This window comes from Paenibacillus ilasis (assembly GCF_043195395.1).
Lineage (GTDB): Bacteria > Bacillota > Bacilli > Paenibacillales > Paenibacillaceae > Paenibacillus_AQ > Paenibacillus_AQ lautus.
Map to the genome: position 1 here is coordinate 214,733 of NZ_JBHDJG010000002.1, position 16,855 is coordinate 231,587.

The window sequence follows — 16,855 nt, forward strand, 5'->3', positions numbered from 1 at the left end:
TATCTTATCGGAAATCCGTAGCATGGGGCAAATCACTTGGCAGTTTATGTTTGTGCTAGCCTGCCTGTTTCTGCTGTACACGGCTTTTTTTATGGATACTTCTTTTATTCGTAAGTTCTTTTGTATCACATCAGCCATAATAGGGATCCCGTTTTTTGGAGGATATTTGGTTGTCAGCTTGCCAAAGGCGCTGAAATCAGATGCGAAGCTGCTAACCTACGATCAAAATTCCATTTCAGATGGAATGCGGACCGTAGCCTGGGCGGAGATTACAAGTATCAGCTACAGCGGCCCTTCCATTCGGAAGTGGCTGCTTCCGAAGTTTCCCAAGCTGATATTTCATTTGAAAAACAGAGAGACCTGGACGGTGAATACGTATTATATGTTGACTGATACCGAAATTCAGTCTGTTATGAAGCACCTGCGGGGGCTGATCAGCCGTAACGGAAAGGAAACGAAATAGATTTGTATTGGAGGAATGGCTGCAGGACTTAAGAAGATAATCATATAACCCTTCGCGCATATCGAATCAGACACCAAGTCCGAATACTACATACTAAAAGAGCACCATTTCGGTTCTCTTTTTTGTTTTCCTTACAAACTTACCAAGCATCTCCCAAATCAACCCAGCGATGTCTTATCTTGAACTTTGCGTAGTACTAGAATCTCATCTATAATAATAGGCTAATCTTAAACTGCGTCAGGAGGAAACAATGGACTTTATCAAAAATCAACTAGACGGATATGGCATGAGCGAACAAACCATTGGATATCTCTCGAATATGATCATGGTCGTATTTATCGCGGTGATCTCCATACTGGCCAATTTTATTACCAAAAAAATCGTGCTGAAGACGATTATTCATATCGTCAACAACAATCGGTACACGTGGGACAATATCATCGTGGAGAAAAAAGTGTTCCACAAGCTGTCGCATCTCGTGCCGGCAATCATTATTTATTTTTCGGCGTCCATCTTTCCGGCTTATCAAGTTTTGATTGAAAAAGCTGCAGCAACGTACATGATTATCGTCACCATCACAGTGTTGAATGCGCTGCTTAATGCTTTTGATGACATTTATCGTTCGTTTGAAGTCTCCAAGATCAGACCGATTAAGGGATACATTCAGGTGGTAAAAATCGTTCTCTTCATCATCGGCGGCATCGTGGTCATCTCGAACCTCATCGGGCAGAATCCCTTGATCATACTCAGTGGGCTTGGTGCTTTATCAGCCGTTCTGATGTTGGTTTTCAAGGACTCCATATTGGGTCTGGTGGCAGGCGTTCAATTATCATCGAATGATATGGTGCGTGTCGGCGACTGGATTGAAATGCCGAAATACAATGCGGACGGCGACGTCATCGACATTACATTGAATACGGTAAAAGTCATGAATTTTGATAAAACGATCACGATGATTCCAAGCTACGCCCTCATCTCAGACTCGTTCAAGAATTGGAGAGGCATGCAGGTATCCGGCGGCAGAAGGATTAAACGAAGCTTCTATGTCGATACGAGCAGTATCTGCTTTTGCACCAAGGAAATGATTGAGGAATTTCAGAAGATTCACTACCTTACCGATTATGTCACGACAAGAGTAAATGAAATTAACGCATACAATATCGAACACCAGATTAATACGGAAAGCAAAGTGAACGGCAGACAGCTTACGAATGTGGGTGTGTTCCGAGAATATATCCATCAATATCTGCGGAATCATCCGAAAATTCATAAGGATATGACGCTGATTGTCAGACAGTTAGCGCCGGGAGATAACGGACTGCCATTGGAAATCTACGCTTTCAGCAATGATACCAACTGGGGCGTGTATGAATCGATTCAAGCGGATATTTTTGATCATATCTTTGCCGTTGCGCCGACCTTCGGGCTTCGTGCCTTCCAAAATCCAACCGGCCATGATATCGTCCATCTCAAAGAAAGCCCGGAATATTCGCGAGGATATTGAGATCGCATCGTTGAACGAGTTACAAGGAATTCACGCGGGAGGAGAATGGCTATCCGGTGTAGAAGCAATGGTAGAACGTGCAATATCTCAATCGAGCGTCATGGGTCGGCGGGCGATACCATATTACTCGAATTCGATGACTGTTGAGATTAACCGCGCTAGGCAGGGCGAATGAAGGCCGAATCGCTCTGCAGCGCGGCCCACGTCATATATCACTCAGATTGAGTCTTGGTCATGTATGAACCAAGCGCAGCACAGGAGAGGAGTGACTACCATTGAACATTAACAATCCGATCATACCCGGCTGGTATGCAGATCCCGAAGCTAGAACGTATGAAGGGAAGCACTGGATTTATGCGACGCGGTCCTTCACGGAATATACGATGCAGATGAATCTGGACGCATTCAGTTCCGACGATCTGATCCATTGGGAGAAACACGAAGGCATTATCGAAATGGCGGATTTTCCATGGATATGGAGGGCGGTTTGGGCACCGACGCATATCGAACACCAAGGGAAATATTATCTCGTGTTTGCATCGAACGACATCCAATCGAACGAGGAAATCGGCGGCTTGGAAATCGCCGTTTCGGACCGTCCGGAGGGGCCGTATAGAGGCTACTTGGGGAAGCCGCTCGTGGATAAGTTCATTCATCAGGCACAGCCGATCGATGCGCATCTATTCAAGGACGAAGACGGAACGATCTATCTGTATTATGGCGGATGGGGGCACTGCAACGTTGCAAGGATGAACGAAGAGATGACGGGATTCGTTCCATTGGCAGACGACGGCAATGAGATTTTCCGTTCCATTACGCCGGAGGGATACGTGGAAGGTCCTTGCATGATTAAGAAGGACGGACTTTATTACCTGATGTGGTCCATGGGCGGATGGACGAATGGAACCTACCGCGTAGCCTATGGCGTAAGCGACAGCCCGCTCGGTCCATTCAAGAATGAAGGCACGATTCTGGAGCGACAGGAGCCGATTGCCGAAGGACCCGGCCACCATGGCTATTTGCATTTGCAGGAGAGAGATGAATGGCTTATCGTATACCACCGCCGAATCATTGGAGACACCGAGCCGGGCCATCGCCAGCTATGTATGGATCGGATGCGGATCGGCAACGGCAAGATTGAGCCGGTCATCATGACTTAATTAAGGGAATTGATCAACATCCGTGGCCGAAGGTGGATCTGCTGAGCTAATGATTCGCCTCCATATACAAAATTGAAAAAGCGGCCCGTGTAATCGGTCGCTTTTTTTGCGTCTTCGTAAGGGCTGAGTGTTGGGAAATACCAGCAATAATCCGTATGATATAATCTAGTTATATCTTTTGACCATGGCAGGAGGAAAGCACCCGAAATGGCGATATTAAAGAATGACTGGGCGTCATATTTAGAGCAGGAGTTTACGAAGCCATACTATTTACAGCTGCGGGAATTTCTCATTGAGGAATATCGGACGAAGACCATTTATCCTGATAAATACGATATTTTTAATGCGCTGCACTATACATCGCTGGCGGCCACCAAGGTAGTCATTTTAGGCCAGGATCCTTATCATGGACCGGGACAGGCCCACGGCTTAAGCTTCTCTGTCAAAGAGGGCGTCAGCACGCCTCCTTCCTTGCAAAATATGTTCAAGGAGCTTCAGGATGATCTGGGCTGCTTCATTCCCAACAACGGCCATCTGATAACATGGGCGCAGCAAGGGGTACTCCTTCTAAATACGGTGCTCACCGTAAGGGCGCATGAAGCGAATTCTCATAAAAACAGGGGATGGGAAAGCTTTACGGATAGGGTCATTGAGACGATCAACCGGAAAAATGAGCCTGTCGTGTTCCTGTTATGGGGAAGCCACGCCCAGAAGAAGGCGGAGCTCATTACGAACCGGCAGCATACACTGATTCGTTCGCCGCATCCGAGTCCGTTGTCTGCGCACCGAGGCTTTTTTGGCAGTAAGCCGTTTTCTCGCGCTAACGAATTTCTGCGCAATATGGGGCTTCAAGAAATTGATTGGCAAATTCCTGACTTGTAAGAGGAAGGAGCGTGGCCATAGTAAGACCTCTTCATCCAGCAAACGATTGTATCTGGACAATGAAAAGCCACATCCGCATGAGGATGTGGCTTTTGCTTACCATCAGGATGGACTTTTGTGTTTTTACGGCTCGATCGAAAAAGCAAGATGCTTAACGGATCGATTCGTAAGCATAGGCCCACAGGTGTCCTTTCGATTCCAACAGAAGGGCATCCGACCTTTCCTTCGGTTTCATTACAATGCTGCTGTTCGCATTCATGATATAACTATCATTCAATAGTCACGGTTCGCCTCCACGCTTTACTGTTAAGACCGCCTTTAAGGTGGTCTTTTTCCGCTGGATCAGCGTTTTGCCCTGTGAAAGTTATTATTTCCTCATATAATTAGGGACTAAATGAAAAAGATCGACAGCCTCATAAGGTTGTCGTCTTCAAGTTCGTCCTATTAAGGAAATCTTTTTTTATGTTTATATCTACTTGTTAGTCTAATACTATTCTCTCCTTCGATCATAAGATACATAGAATACGATTAAAGGAGGACTTATCATGGTCGAACAAGTTAGAGTGAGCCCACAATTCAAAAGGCTCTGTGCCCAATTTGGAAGAATTCTAGGAGGCGAATCGGAAATCGAGGAAGGTCCGGTTTGTTTTGTCACGCGTATGACGAACCTAAGGGAATCCATCTTGGGAAGAAGAACGCGCTCCCCTTTGGTTCAGATGCAAATGTTTTCCTTTGAATCGCTTGATAAATCGGGCCGTGCGCTTTGTTTGGGTGAAACTGCCGTACACCAAAATCAGGTCAATCGATTGATATCCAATCTCCGTAAACGTGGGATAAAAGTAACGGCGGTGCATAACCACTGGCTAAAAGAACACCCTCGCTTAATGTATATGCATTGGGAATCTATTGACAATCCTGTTGCATTTGCAAGAAAAACAAAAGAATCCATTGCATTCTTGGGTTAATGCCGGGTGAGTGATGTCTCGTCTTTCTATCATTTAATGAGAGGATGATTTCGTATGGCGGAAGTGAAGGCAAGTCCTCGCTTTAGAAGATTATGTAACCAATTCTCGGCCATTCTAGGCGGAACGGAGCATGAAATAACAAAAGGACCGGTTTGTTTTGTCTCCAGAAATCGGAGAATAAGAGCATCTATTTTAGGAAGACGGACGACTTCCCCTTTGATCCGTTATCAATTATTCTCGTTTGAAAACCTGGACAGTTCCGGTCGCGCACTTTGTTTAGGGGAAACCGCTCTCTTACAAAGTCAAGTAAATCAATTGCTGACCAATCTTCGCAAAAATGGGATTAAAGTGACAGCGGTCCACAATCACTGGCTGTTTGAGAACCCGCGTTTAATGTATATCCACTGGGAGTCGATCGATGATCCCATTGCATTTGCAAGGAAAGTAAAACGCTCCATTGCTTTCTTGGGTTAATGTGAGAGCAGAATGAAGGCCCCCCGAAATAGACCATTCAGCCGGTAAATATTTGGAGGACGAAGTGAATATTATCCAATTGGTATCCGTAGAAAAGCGACCGTGATAGGTCGCTTTTCTACGTTTTTACATTTGAAGGGGAGGTTAACAACGCGTGTTCATGGAGTTCATACGTTGCTAACGATCCTAATGATAGTTCTTGGATTCATTTTCTTTGTATTTGTCATCGCTGTCATGCAGCGCTTGTTTCCGGCGATCGTTGCGGGCCTGCTGCTGTTGCTGGGCCTCCTGGCTGTTCACGGGTGTCTCTGCCAGCTGTTCCACCGTGTTGATTAGGTTCTTGTCCGGTTGATTTGCGCTCAATTGAAAGGTCCTCCTTGTTTACTTATATAGGTTAATGAGGTTTATTATGTGCTGGCCGTTGTACGGATATACGTGTCGTAGAACTCCAGAGGACGTTTGATGGCAACGGTTGGTGAATATATGGAACAAGATTATGTTATTAAGCACATAGAGCAGCGATTTCATCGCACGGTATGATGATATCCTTCAAAATATTGTATTTGAGAGGATTGTCATGGTTTATGGGCGAAAGAAAAAGCCCCGAAAATTCCAGGGCTTATATGCTATAATTTGGAATGTACAACACACCTTGAGTGGGCGCAACCTCCGAAAGGAGGTGATGCGATGAACATTTCGTTTGGTGAAGTGCTTACCTTCGGGTTATTCCTGTTGGCATTGCTAACTTACATCGATAAACGAAAGTAACCCACTCTTAGGTTGTCGCCGAAGTGGGTTACTTTCTGATCACACATGATCTTGGAGGGGATTCCACTCAAGATGTTGTACTGAGGACGGTTGGCACACCGTCCTTATTTCTATTCTTATCTTATCATACCCGTTTTTAGTCCTCAACGATTGTGTTTATTCAATAGACAAATTATTTCTGTATGGTCCCATCCCTTTGCTTATGTAATTCTGGTGTACCTATACAACGTTTGACTTTTTCAGGTATATCGCCTTTTGTGAATCCCTCAATCGAAACTGTACTCTTTTCAGCAACTTCAAGACTTTTTACATATTCCTATGCGGAATTTGTTACTATGATAGTACATAGATGCCTTATACCTAATGTTGGAATTCGCCAGGCATTTACTACCTTTCTTCATATGAATTGGATCTTTGGAGAAAACAAACAGGAGGGAAAAGATTGAATACACAGAGAATGGGAGCTCCTTTGGAAGGCTTTGCCGAGTTCAGCCGAAAGGTCGCTGCCGAAGGTGCCGTACTGTTAAAGAATGATGGACAGGTTCTGCCCCTGAAACCAAACGAAACCGTTTCCGTTTTCGGCAGAACGCAAATTAATTATTACCGCAGCGGTACGGGTTCGGGCGGAAGCGTTCATGTTTCCCATACAACGAACCTGCTCGGCGGTCTTCGGGATAAGAAGAACATCACCGTCAACGAAGAATTAGCATCTGCCTATGAACAGTGGATTGAACAAAACCCTTTCGATAATGGCGGAGGCGGCTGGGCTGCTGAACCGTGGCATCAGAAGGAAATGGCTTTGACCGATGAGCTGGTATCCGCAGCAAGACAGGCATCCGACAAAGCGATTGTTGTTATCGGGCGAACAGCGGGTGAAGATCAGGATAATGCTAATGAGCCGGGCAGTTACCAGTTAACGTCCGAAGAAAAAGCGATGCTGCAGCAGGTGACCACGCACTTCGAGCAAACCATTGTGGTGCTGAATGTATCCAACATTATCGATATGAGCTGGATGCTCGATGGAGGTTATGTGCACCCGATTTCTTCTGTCATTTACGCTTGGCAAGGTGGCATGGAAGGCGGTAACGCCATTGCATACGTATTGGTGGGCGAGGTGACGCCTAGCGGCAAACTAACCGATACGATTGCTTATTCGATCGAGGATTATCCATCGACCCGCAATTACGGCAACGAGCTAAAGAATGTTTATCAAGAGGATATTTATGTGGGTTACCGTTTTTTCGAAACGTTTCGACCCGCTTCCGTACAGTATGAATTCGGCTTTGGGTTGTCGTATACGCAGTTCCAAATCGAGCGGCAAGAAGGGAAGCTGGTGGTTAGAGAGGGAGCGCAATACGTTGAAATCGACGTAAACGTAAAAAATATCGGGACCACCTATACAGGTAAAGAGGTGGTGCAGGTTTATTACGAAGCGCCGCAAGGCGTCTTGGGCAAGCCTGCCAAAGTGTTGGCGGCATTCGGAAAGACGCAGGAGCTTGCGCCCGGCGATTCGCAGCCGCTCACGATCAGTTTCCCGGTTCACGCCATGGCTTCCTACGATGATGCCGGGGTGACGGGACAGGCTTCCGCTTATGTCTTGGAGGCCGGAACCTACCGTTTGTACGTGGGAACCAGCGTGAAGAATGTGGAGCCCATCGGTTTGGATGGCCAAGAAGGCTATGTTGTCGAAACGCTGCAAGTTGTGGAGCAGCTGCAGGAAGCTATGGCGCCAACAGAAGGCTTCACCAGAATGAAGCCAGGCATTCGCAAGGAGGACGGCTCATACGAACTGACATATGCAGAGGTGCCGCAGCGCAAGATGAACATGGAGGAACGCATTCATCAAAACCTGCCGCTTACCTTGGAACAAACGGGCAATCGAGGTTATACCTTAAGGGACGTTTATGAGGGGAAAGTCAGCATGGAAGCTTTTATCGCCCAACTCAGCGATCAAGACTTGGCAGTGATCGTGAGAGGAGAAGGCATGAGCAGCCCGCTGGTTACGGCGGGTACGGCATCGGCTTTTGGCGGCGTGAGCGACAGCTTGCTCGACTACGGAATTCCGGTGGCTTGTACAGCGGATGGGCCGTCCGGAATACGGATGGACAGCGGTCAGCAAGCAACGCAGGTGGCTATTGGAACCCTGCTTGCGGCCACCTGGAACGCCGAGCTGGTCGAAGAGCTCTATGTCATGGAAGGCCGGGAGCTACTCAGCTACAACATTGATACGTTACTTGGACCGGGTCTGAACATTCGCCGCAGCCCGCTGAATGGACGCAATTTTGAATATTTCTCGGAAGATCCGCTGATCTCGGGGGTATTTGCCGCGGCATGCACGCGCGGGATCATGAAGGGCGGCTCCAACGCCACCCTGAAGCATTTTGCCTGCAACAACCAGGAGAAGCATCGCAGTAAAGTCGACGCTGTTGTGTCCGAACGCGCCCTTCGGGAGATTTACCTGAAAGGCTTTGAAATCGCGGTGAAGCAGGGCGGAGCGAACGCCATCATGACCTCGTATAATCCGATCAATGGACACTGGGCGGCATCCAATTATGATTTGAATACCACCATCCTACGCGGCGAGTGGGGATTCCAGGGTATCGTGATGACCGATTGGTGGGCCATTATGAACGATGTGGTGAACGGAGGCCCAGCCGATCGCAAAAACACCAACTGGATGGTCCGCGCCCAAAATGATCTGTACATGGTGGTTATGAATTACGGCGCAGAAATCAACGCATGGGAAGACAATACCTTGGCATCCTTGGACAATGGTACGCTGACTCGTGGAGAGCTGCAGCGCAGCGCCATGAACATTTGCCGGTTCCTGATGCATGCGCCGGTATTTTCAAGAAAACAGGTGATCGAGGAAGCCGTAGGTGCTTTTAAATCCGCCACTTCTCTCGCGCCGGAGCAAGCACAAACCTTATCGGAGAGCACACAAGTAAAGCCGGCTGAAGCGGGATCGACGTATGTGAAGGTCGAAGAATCCGGCGAGTACCGGATCATTGTGCGCATTATGTCTCCGGAATCGGAACTGGCCCAGAGCGCATGCAACGTCACACTGAACGATCAACCGGTGACCACGATTCAAACGAATGGTACCGACGGCAGATGGATCAGGCAGAAGCTTGTCAAAGTGGAGCTGGAAGCGGGTTATTATGAAATGAAGCTGGATTTCGTCAAGCCCGGCTTGCAGATCGACTGGATTGAATTTAAACTGGTTTAAATCTAGCGACACAGGGGGTATCCAACAGATCTAAGATCTTTTGGATACCCCCTTTTTCCTCCATAATAATATGAATACACTACTTGCCCGTTGCTGATATTCAGTATGTATGACAAATATCACCGAAAAACATATTTGAAATTTGAATAATAAGGAGGATGCGAGAACATAAAAAGATGAGAGGGTGTGAGACGTTTGGCAGTAATGATCCGTGAATGTGTTGAACAAGACTATATTATTGAGCATGTGAAGCAACAATTTCATTGCAAGGTATTATGGTGTGAAGGGCGTGCCTGCCTGGAATATAACGGCGAGGAAGACCTAGCTCGAATCTCGGATTACGTAAAACAAATGTTTGATAAAGAGCTGCTGGACGTATTTTTTACAGCTATAGAAAGCCTGCCGGTGGATGTTTAAATCGTGCATGATACATACACCTACCGGAATAAGCACAACTTCGTTTTCCACTTCAGTTGAAGCCGATGCCTCATATTTTGATTCTCCCAGAATACTTGCCATCATGAGCACGTAGCGAAAGGTTGTAACGCACACGAGGCTTTGACTTGTCGAAGTTGAGCTGTGGAATAGTGAAATGATCCCCAAACCTGTCGTTTGGGGATTCTTAATAGAGGGGACATATGTAATCGAGGGTGTTTGAGGGACCATCTTTATTGACGGATGGCATCTAAAACCATGGCCGTTAGCTCGTGCACGGTATGTTCGTTTAATGGACGCTGAATCTGGTACATAGCCATACTCCCGGACATGCGCGCTGTGATGTCAAAATGCCACTTCGTTAATCCGCTGCCGGATAGAAGTTGGTTTCGATAGGTATGACGATGCAACAGCGGCAGCTTCTCTAATTTATCAATCTCACGTATATGTAGTTGACAGCAATCCGTCTTGACGATCTCAAAAATGCCAGCCAGTGGCAGGGGATTATTGGAGAATTGGGATGTGACGGGGACGGCGTACTTGGTTTCACGCTCGAACAAAGGCCGAAAATGCCTGGAATCCATACCGAAGACTTCAAGGCTTTCCTGCCAAAGCTTTTGTTGAGGATAAGCTGGCGTTGCGTAAGGAATATTTTGTTGGTCCAGCGTCACGGCGATAATGTCATCCGTTAATAATTGGTATCCTTTCTGCAAAAAGGCAGAAGCCAGCGTCGACTTCCCGTGTCCGGAGTGGCCGATGAAGGCATAGGCTTTATGGTCAATGACTACCGCGCTGCCGTGGAGGGGGAGTATTCTACGCTGCAATAAAAGGGCACCCATACAAGATCCCAGCACGTACAGGCGGATTTTATCCTCCGCGGCCCCCTTCTCTGGAGAGACAGAGATGGTCGTCCCGTCCTCTATTGCAAAAACAGCGAGTTCAGGCACTCTGAACATGACCATATCTTCAGTGCATACCCATGTTTTATTCGATTTATCAGATCTTCCAAGCCATCTTTCGGTTAGATCAGCATAACGGATGGCAATATCGGCGATAGCATCCGGGAGGACGACAGGCTGTAACTCAGGCAGGGGAATGTCACTATGAATGGAAAACCCGAAGGCTTTATATGCGGTTGGCTTAAATGTTTGAAGCATGGTCCTCACTCCAATGATTAATATGCGAATAAAAAAAGATAGCCCTTATACCCGATCAGGCGTATAGGGGCTCTTTTTATCAGAACATGATGGCTTTATATGTTAGCTGGTGTGAACCATTTCATCCGGATCCGGTTGCACTCCATCCGGAATTGCACTACCAGGACCAGCCATGGTCATTTTGATGTCAAGAACCTCCAAAGCAGGTACGCTCCATTCCTTTTTCATATAGATTCACCTCCTTTCAAAAGTTTTTTTGAAGAAATCGATACAGAATGAGGCTGCGCATTAGGAGTTTAATGGACGGGCCATAGGCTTGATTTGGATCCATTCCCTGACGGGCCTCCGACAGAGCTTCTTCGAGAACAGGCATGTTAATGAACTGCTGCATTCTAGAATCACGACTCAGATGATCCAGTTCATCGATAAATGCTGGCCAGTCACTTCGCATACGATGGATAGAATCGGCTGCCTGGATGCCTCTTGTTCTCTGGTTAAGCCGGATGGAATCGGGGAGCCAGCCTGAAGTAGAGCGTCTAATTAAAGCCCGATCCATGCCATTATGAACGAATTGCTCCATTGGCGTTGACAGGCAGAATCGAATGACGCGCAGATCATTGGTCGGATCGTGACTCCATACGGAATAACGAAGGGACAGTTTGCAGCCGCTTGACCCGGTGGCGCTCCACATGTTAACCCGGTTGAAATGCTGAATTCTTGCTTCCAGTGGATCATCAGGAAGATCGTCTGTTGAGCCAATTCCGGTAAACGCGCGATCCTGCAGCTTGTCGTAGATCCCTGTGCGTTCAGCAAAGTCGGAATGTATGAGCTGCGGCAACTCAGCTGATGTTCCGGATAGCCTTATCCTTGTAAGGGAAGGCAATGCTTTACGGCAAAGGATGGAGTATAGCCGTTTACGTCCAACTCCAACGTTCCTGCTATACTGATTGATCTCGCGGGATAGATGGAGCCAGTTGAATTTTTTCATAAGTCGCGTGTAATACTCCATCGCGGGTCCCCAAGAGATGCTGTAATTCCCCCTTGCTCCATTCAACAGAATTCCGATCCCGCGCTGCTGCGCCTGCGCATAAATTCCTCTTAGCCAGAACGAATTATCAAAGAACTTATAAGGAGATTCCAGGATGTCAATCCAGTCGTCGATTTCCGTAAAGGGACTGTGACCTTTGAAATCCAAGTAATGATCATGGATGTTGCCCACAAACTGTACGGTCTGCCTGATAAGCGGCCTCTCGTCAGCAAATCTGTGCTTTGGCGTCCAATCTATGAATTCATCTTCCGGTATGTAGCTGAAGGTATGAAGCATCCGCTTCTCCTGCTGAAGTGCTCTGGCTGCAAAGCTTGCAACAGAGCCCGAATCCAAACCACCACTAAGATGAGCGCCGATTTGCAGGCTTGAACGGCGAAGCCTTGAGGTTACGGCTTTATGAAATACCTCACGAAAGGCTTCTTCATACTCCTCGGACGAACGGAGCTGCAAAGGCTGCACATTAGCCAGGCTGTCATACCGGCTGATCAATAACCGGTTATGTGTAACGATGAAGGAGTGGGAAGGCGGGATCTGATAAATATGATTGTACACAGTGGTTGAAGCATCCGGGGGTTCGAACACACCGCGGATCGCCAGAAACTCGGCTAGCCAACGCTCGTTAAGCTCTTTATGTATATAAGGTAAAGTGACCAAGGGAGTCATCATCGTACAGAAGGAGAACTGCTGCTCATCGCGATGATAATATAGCGTTCTTGCGCCTGAGAAATCCCTTGCTCCAAACAACAGCTGCTTGCGTGCATCCCATATGGCAAAAGCAAAATCTCCGACCAGTCGCTCCGGCATCCGTTCAGACCATTTCTCATAAGCCTGCAGCAGAATTTCACTGTCTGTCATGTGCGGCCTGTGAACATGCGGCACATGCAGCTGCTCCATGAGCTCATCCCGATTGTCTAAGATGGCGTCGGCCGTGATGGCAAGCCCGCGCTGCGGATCGTAATAAGGAAGTATTTCGTGGATGGCATGCTCTGTAATCCATTGGGCATGACATCCCATCATAATGTAATCCTTTTGCCAAACGGCGCTTTGATCAGCAGGATACTTGCTTAATGTCGACATGATGAGTTCGCTGTTATCCGTTGGAATCGGCTCTCCATGAAAACGATAAATACCGGCAATTGCGCCCATTCGATCTTCCTTTCGTTGCAGCCTACACCGGCTGTACCCCATTCAAATCAATGATACATATCGTATCGGTAACATTATATATCATGTATACAATCTGTATCAATACTTTTTTTGTTTATTTTCTGGAATCTTAACGGATGCTTTTATGGTTGGTATTTCTACGGAGCTGGAATGTGCACAAGAAGTAAGCCAGTAGAATGCCGGAGGCATCGTTGATCACGTCATAAATCCTCCCGCCCCGAAAGAAAAACAGTTGGAGGATTTCTGTGAATGCAGCATAAAGTACACACCAATAGAAGGCTGACTTGGTCTTGCCGAAGTTCGACGCCAGCATAGCAAGGATGAAAAATCCGAAGAAATGGCCTAATTTACGCGAAATCCAATCTCCGCTGTACCATTGAAAATCCAGTTTCAGAAGATCGGACCAATCAGGGGACGGATTAAATCGGAAATTTACAATGTGATGCTGGATCAGAAGTTGAAAATTAAGAGAGCAAGTGAAGATGAACAAGGCTAGAGCCCAAATTACAGTAATAAAGATGCGCATAACATAACTCCTTTTTTTGAAGAGGCCTCAGGAATGGAGAGGATGAGTTTCCATTAAATTAAAATTGATACAAATCGTATCTCAGGTGAATATCATATAGCAGTATTTACGCGTATTCAAGCAGGAGATAATCCTCATCCGATCAGTAATGGCTTGTAATTAGAAAAAGTATTACTTGAATAAAAGGGCGAGTCTAACCCGGAGGATTTTCACCAAACATAGTATGTGTTCCAGAGGAAATCTTAAGGTTAAGAACGGAGAGTTGAAATTATTTCTTTTATATAAGTAAGCGTTAACATATCTTACACGTCAATCATCGCGATACAAAACGTGTCTTTTTCATGGAGAAATCAAAGAAAGTTCTCCTTGACATGATACAAACTGTATCGTAAATTATGGGATATAAATTATACGAATTGTATCAAAGAGTTGCGAATTATGAACCATGCATGAATGTATAGCCGGTAATTAATAAAAAACGAGATCAAGGTGTTGTAGGAACTTGAATCCAACGGGGGGTCGAACGCAGATGGAACTCAAACAGTATTTTGGAGTCATACAGAAAAAATGGTGGTTAATCGCAATTATTGTGATCGTTGCAATGGTTGCAACCGGAGTGAAAAGCTACTTCTTTACAACACCGATCTATGCTGCCAATGCCAAGCTGATCGTGAACCAGTCATCTGGAGAAGGGGCAGGAACACTTAATACGAGTACAATCCAAACAAGTATATTCCTTATAAATTCTTACAAAGAGATTATCAAATCCTCCGCTATTATGAACAAGGTTGTTGAGAAATTTCCCGATCTGGGACAGACTGCGGGGCAATTATCCGCCAGGATTTCCGTCACATCGGCAAATAATTCACAAGTTATGAACTTGGTCTATGAGGATACATCCTATGCCAAAGCTGCTGAAGTCGTAAATGCGGTCTCCACCGTGTTTAAGGAACAAATCCCTCATATTATGAAGGTTGATAATATCACTATTCTAAGCGAAGCAGATATGACAGCCACCCCTGGACCTATCAATTTCAACCCAATCATGAATCTGTTAATCAGCTTTGTTGTTTCGTTGATGGTGGCAATTGGACTGATATTTCTTTTAGATTACCTGGACGATACGTTAAAAACAGAAGCTGATATTACCGAAATGCTGGACGTCCCCGTACTTGCGGTTGTAGGAAGAATCCCGAAAAGTGACCTGAAAAAAACCGCCAGAATGAAAGCACTACAAAACTCAAAAGTAGGTGAAGGTCAGCATGCGACGATCAACCAATGACAGCAGTTTAATCGTATCTACAAATCCGAAATCTCCAATATCAGAAGTGTATAGGCTACTTCGTACAAAAATTCCTTTTTCCTCAAAGGATATGGAATTAAAGACGATTATGGTGACTTCATCCCAGACTGGGGAAGGGAAAAGTACAACAATCAGCAATTTGGCTGTCACCTACGCACAGGAGGGGAAAAGAGTCCTTCTTATCGATGCCGATTTGCGCAAGCCTTCTCTGCACCGTATTTTCTCACGATTAAACTATCAAGGCCTAAGCACACTATTAGCAGGGCAAGCGAGTACAAGTGAAGTCATTCAGGAGACATCGATCAACCAGCTTTCATTGCTTCCTTCCGGGCCAGTACCTTCGAATCCGTCGGAGCTTATGGATTCCATTGCGATGCGTGATCTGCTGGATCAAATGAAAGAGCAATATGACGTTATTCTCATGGATACGCCCTCTGTACTATCCGTTTCAGATAGTGTCATAGTTAGCGCCTTGTGCGATGGCATTATTATGGTGGTAGCTGCAGGCAAAGTGAAGAGGGAAAGGCTGAAGAAAGCTCAGGAACAATTAAAACATGTAAACGCCCGAATGCTTGGCATTGTAATTAATCGGGTTGTGTGAGAATTACCAAAAAGTCAATAAAGCTAGCGGAAGTAGTAATAAGGTAATGTCTACTGCACCTTTTTCACTGTAGACACTCGGTCATACTGTGGGTCTTAAAGACCTTAGACATTATTGTCGATGGTGTGATGTGAGGATGGGTTAAATGCCCTTTTTAGAGAGTTTAGCTATGTTCTCTTCCTGATTGAAGAGTGTATAGCTAGGCTGTTCTACTACATAGACATTCAAATTGACAAATGTATAAAGAATAAACAGAGATGGGTAGTGAATGAATGATGAAGAAAGTGAAAAAAGCGATTATCCCTGCAGCAGGTCTAGGTACTCGTTTCTTGCCTGCAACAAAAGCCATGCCAAAAGAAATGCTTCCAATTGTTGATAAACCCACTATTCAATATATTGTGGAGGAAGCAATAGCTTCTGGAATTGAGGACATTATCATTGTGACCGGTAAAGGGAAACGTGCCATCGAAGATCATTTTGACCATGCGTTTGAGTTGGAAAATAATTTGTTTAGCAAAGGGAAATTTGATTTGCTTGATGAAGTGCGCCGTTCATCCAACGTGGATATTCATTATATTCGTCAGAAGGAAGCAAAAGGACTTGGCCATGCTGTATGGTGTGCCCGCAACTTTATAGGAGATGAACCGTTCGCTGTGCTCCTAGGGGATGATATCGTACAGTCGCAGACACCTTGTATTCGGCAGTTGGCAGAACAATTTGAGCAATTACAAAAATCCGTGATCGGAGTCCAAACTGTGCCGTATGACCAAACGCATCGTTATGGCATCGTAGCTCCCCTCGACAAAATGAATCGTTTATATAAGGTGGATTATTTTGTAGAGAAACCTCCTACAGGCCAAGCTCCATCCCAGTTGGCCATTATGGGAAGATACATATTGACTCCAGAAATATTTGAATTTCTTGAAGCTCAGGAGGAAGGTGCTGGTGGGGAAATTCAGTTGACGGATGCAATACAAAAGTTAAACGAGGCCCAGGGTGTATTCGCATATGATTTCGAAGGGATCCGTTACGATGTAGGCGAAAAGCTCGGATTTATAATGACAACAGTTGACTTTGCCCTGCAAAATGAGGACTTGCGTAAACCATTACTGCACAGTTTGGAAACTATTCTCGAACGAGAACATCTGGGTAAAATAAATCGCTAATGAGGTG

At 45.9% G+C, this 16,855-nt stretch carries 16 protein-coding genes; 11 read left to right on the forward strand and 5 right to left on the reverse strand.

The genetic code is table 11. The features are described from left to right. The first annotated feature begins 22 nt into the window (after positions 1 to 22). The 6 genes from ACETK5_RS21190 (at position 23) to ACETK5_RS21215 (ending at position 5,448) form a co-directional block, all read left to right on the forward strand. Positions 23 to 463: a hypothetical protein gene (locus ACETK5_RS21190; RefSeq protein WP_394057684.1), complete on the forward strand. Its 441-nt coding sequence runs from the start codon at positions 23 to 25 to the stop codon at positions 461 to 463. A 250-nt stretch (positions 464 to 713) separates the two neighbouring features. Then, on the forward strand, positions 714 to 1,967 hold the full coding sequence (locus tag ACETK5_RS21195) for a mechanosensitive ion channel family protein (RefSeq protein WP_394057686.1): 1,254 nt from the start codon (positions 714 to 716) through the stop codon (positions 1,965 to 1,967). Between the two features lie 275 nt (positions 1,968 to 2,242). After that, positions 2,243 to 3,127 carry a glycoside hydrolase family 43 protein gene (locus ACETK5_RS21200; protein WP_394057688.1) on the forward strand — a complete coding sequence of 295 codons (885 nt, stop codon included), beginning with the start codon at positions 2,243 to 2,245 and terminating at the stop codon, positions 3,125 to 3,127. 207 nt (positions 3,128 to 3,334) lie between these two features. Continuing rightward, on the forward strand, positions 3,335 to 4,009 hold the full coding sequence (locus ACETK5_RS21205; RefSeq protein WP_394057690.1) for a uracil-DNA glycosylase: 675 nt from the start codon (positions 3,335 to 3,337) through the stop codon (positions 4,007 to 4,009). A 545-nt stretch (positions 4,010 to 4,554) separates the two neighbouring features. Then, complete coding sequence (locus ACETK5_RS21210; protein ID WP_394057692.1) at positions 4,555 to 4,974, forward strand: DUF1259 domain-containing protein; 420 nt, start codon at positions 4,555 to 4,557, stop codon at positions 4,972 to 4,974. A gap of 54 nt (positions 4,975 to 5,028) precedes the next feature. Next, the gene (locus ACETK5_RS21215; protein ID WP_098741451.1) at positions 5,029 to 5,448 is read left to right on the forward strand and encodes a DUF1259 domain-containing protein; all 420 of its coding nucleotides are present in this window, start codon (positions 5,029 to 5,031) and stop codon (positions 5,446 to 5,448) included. A gap of 186 nt (positions 5,449 to 5,634) precedes the next feature. Here the strand turns inward: ACETK5_RS21215 and ACETK5_RS21220 are convergent, their stop codons facing one another. Then, the gene (locus ACETK5_RS21220) at positions 5,635 to 5,811 is read right to left on the reverse strand and encodes a hypothetical protein (RefSeq protein ID WP_165789732.1); all 177 of its coding nucleotides are present in this window, start codon (positions 5,809 to 5,811) and stop codon (positions 5,635 to 5,637) included. Positions 5,812 to 6,673: 862 nt separating this feature from the next. On the opposite strand from ACETK5_RS21220, the gene ACETK5_RS21225 reads away from it, so the two are divergent. Then, positions 6,674 to 9,445 carry a glycoside hydrolase family 3 C-terminal domain-containing protein gene (locus tag ACETK5_RS21225; RefSeq protein WP_394058326.1) on the forward strand — a complete coding sequence of 924 codons (2,772 nt, stop codon included), beginning with the start codon at positions 6,674 to 6,676 and terminating at the stop codon, positions 9,443 to 9,445. A 204-nt stretch (positions 9,446 to 9,649) separates the two neighbouring features. Beyond that, the gene (locus ACETK5_RS21230) at positions 9,650 to 9,862 is read left to right on the forward strand and encodes a hypothetical protein (protein WP_100540236.1); all 213 of its coding nucleotides are present in this window, start codon (positions 9,650 to 9,652) and stop codon (positions 9,860 to 9,862) included. A 251-nt stretch (positions 9,863 to 10,113) separates the two neighbouring features. Here ACETK5_RS21230 and ACETK5_RS21235 read toward each other — a convergent pair whose 3' ends face one another. From ACETK5_RS21235 to ACETK5_RS21250, 4 genes are all read right to left on the reverse strand, one after another. Beyond that, positions 10,114 to 11,037 (reverse strand): aldolase, encoded by a 924-nt coding sequence (locus ACETK5_RS21235; protein WP_394057694.1) that lies wholly within the window; start codon positions 11,035 to 11,037, stop codon positions 10,114 to 10,116. 102 nt (positions 11,038 to 11,139) lie between these two features. After that, complete coding sequence (locus ACETK5_RS21240) at positions 11,140 to 11,265, reverse strand: paeninodin family lasso peptide (protein ID WP_106426994.1); 126 nt, start codon at positions 11,263 to 11,265, stop codon at positions 11,140 to 11,142. A 16-nt stretch (positions 11,266 to 11,281) separates the two neighbouring features. Beyond that, positions 11,282 to 13,231 (reverse strand): asparagine synthase-related protein, encoded by a 1,950-nt coding sequence (locus ACETK5_RS21245; protein WP_394057696.1) that lies wholly within the window; start codon positions 13,229 to 13,231, stop codon positions 11,282 to 11,284. Positions 13,232 to 13,361: 130 nt separating this feature from the next. Continuing rightward, the gene (locus ACETK5_RS21250) at positions 13,362 to 13,778 is read right to left on the reverse strand and encodes a VanZ family protein (RefSeq protein ID WP_100539717.1); all 417 of its coding nucleotides are present in this window, start codon (positions 13,776 to 13,778) and stop codon (positions 13,362 to 13,364) included. Positions 13,779 to 14,307: 529 nt separating this feature from the next. Between ACETK5_RS21250 and ACETK5_RS21255 the strand changes: the two genes are divergently transcribed. The 3 genes from ACETK5_RS21255 (at position 14,308) to galU (ending at position 16,848) form a co-directional block, all read left to right on the forward strand. Continuing rightward, entirely contained in the window at positions 14,308 to 15,060 is a 753-nt protein-coding gene (locus ACETK5_RS21255) for a YveK family protein (RefSeq protein ID WP_100539718.1), read from the forward strand. Beyond that, positions 15,041 to 15,682 carry a CpsD/CapB family tyrosine-protein kinase gene (locus ACETK5_RS21260; RefSeq protein ID WP_100539719.1) on the forward strand — a complete coding sequence of 214 codons (642 nt, stop codon included), beginning with the start codon at positions 15,041 to 15,043 and terminating at the stop codon, positions 15,680 to 15,682. The genes ACETK5_RS21255 and ACETK5_RS21260 overlap by 20 nt, the downstream gene beginning before the upstream one ends. A 275-nt stretch (positions 15,683 to 15,957) precedes the next feature. Continuing rightward, complete coding sequence (gene galU / locus ACETK5_RS21265) at positions 15,958 to 16,848, forward strand: UTP--glucose-1-phosphate uridylyltransferase GalU (protein WP_100540237.1); 891 nt, start codon at positions 15,958 to 15,960, stop codon at positions 16,846 to 16,848. Positions 16,849 to 16,855: the final 7 nt, after the last annotated feature.

Excerpts from the sequence above, each read along its gene's own strand:
- ACETK5_RS21190 (WP_394057684.1), top strand. The coding sequence starts at position 23 with ATGGGGCAAATCACTTGGCAGTTTATGTTTGTGCTAGCCTGCCTGTTT.
- ACETK5_RS21195 (WP_394057686.1), top strand. The coding sequence starts at position 714 with ATGGACTTTATCAAAAATCAACTAGACGGATATGGCATGAGCGAACAA.
- ACETK5_RS21205 (WP_394057690.1), top strand. The coding sequence starts at position 3,335 with ATGGCGATATTAAAGAATGACTGGGCGTCATATTTAGAGCAGGAGTTT.
- ACETK5_RS21210 (WP_394057692.1), top strand. The coding sequence starts at position 4,555 with ATGGTCGAACAAGTTAGAGTGAGCCCACAATTCAAAAGGCTCTGTGCC.
- ACETK5_RS21215 (WP_098741451.1), top strand. The coding sequence starts at position 5,029 with ATGGCGGAAGTGAAGGCAAGTCCTCGCTTTAGAAGATTATGTAACCAA.
- ACETK5_RS21225 (WP_394058326.1), top strand. The coding sequence starts at position 6,674 with ATGGGAGCTCCTTTGGAAGGCTTTGCCGAGTTCAGCCGAAAGGTCGCT.
- ACETK5_RS21230 (WP_100540236.1), top strand. The coding sequence starts at position 9,650 with ATGATCCGTGAATGTGTTGAACAAGACTATATTATTGAGCATGTGAAG.
- ACETK5_RS21235 (WP_394057694.1), bottom strand. The coding sequence starts at position 11,037 with ATGCTTCAAACATTTAAGCCAACCGCATATAAAGCCTTCGGGTTTTCC.
- ACETK5_RS21240 (WP_106426994.1), bottom strand. The coding sequence starts at position 11,265 with ATGAAAAAGGAATGGAGCGTACCTGCTTTGGAGGTTCTTGACATCAAA.
- ACETK5_RS21245 (WP_394057696.1), bottom strand. The coding sequence starts at position 13,231 with ATGGGCGCAATTGCCGGTATTTATCGTTTTCATGGAGAGCCGATTCCA.
- ACETK5_RS21250 (WP_100539717.1), bottom strand. The coding sequence starts at position 13,778 with ATGCGCATCTTTATTACTGTAATTTGGGCTCTAGCCTTGTTCATCTTC.
- ACETK5_RS21255 (WP_100539718.1), top strand. The coding sequence starts at position 14,308 with ATGGAACTCAAACAGTATTTTGGAGTCATACAGAAAAAATGGTGGTTA.
- ACETK5_RS21260 (WP_100539719.1), top strand. The coding sequence starts at position 15,041 with ATGCGACGATCAACCAATGACAGCAGTTTAATCGTATCTACAAATCCG.
- galU (WP_100540237.1), top strand. The coding sequence starts at position 15,958 with ATGAAGAAAGTGAAAAAAGCGATTATCCCTGCAGCAGGTCTAGGTACT.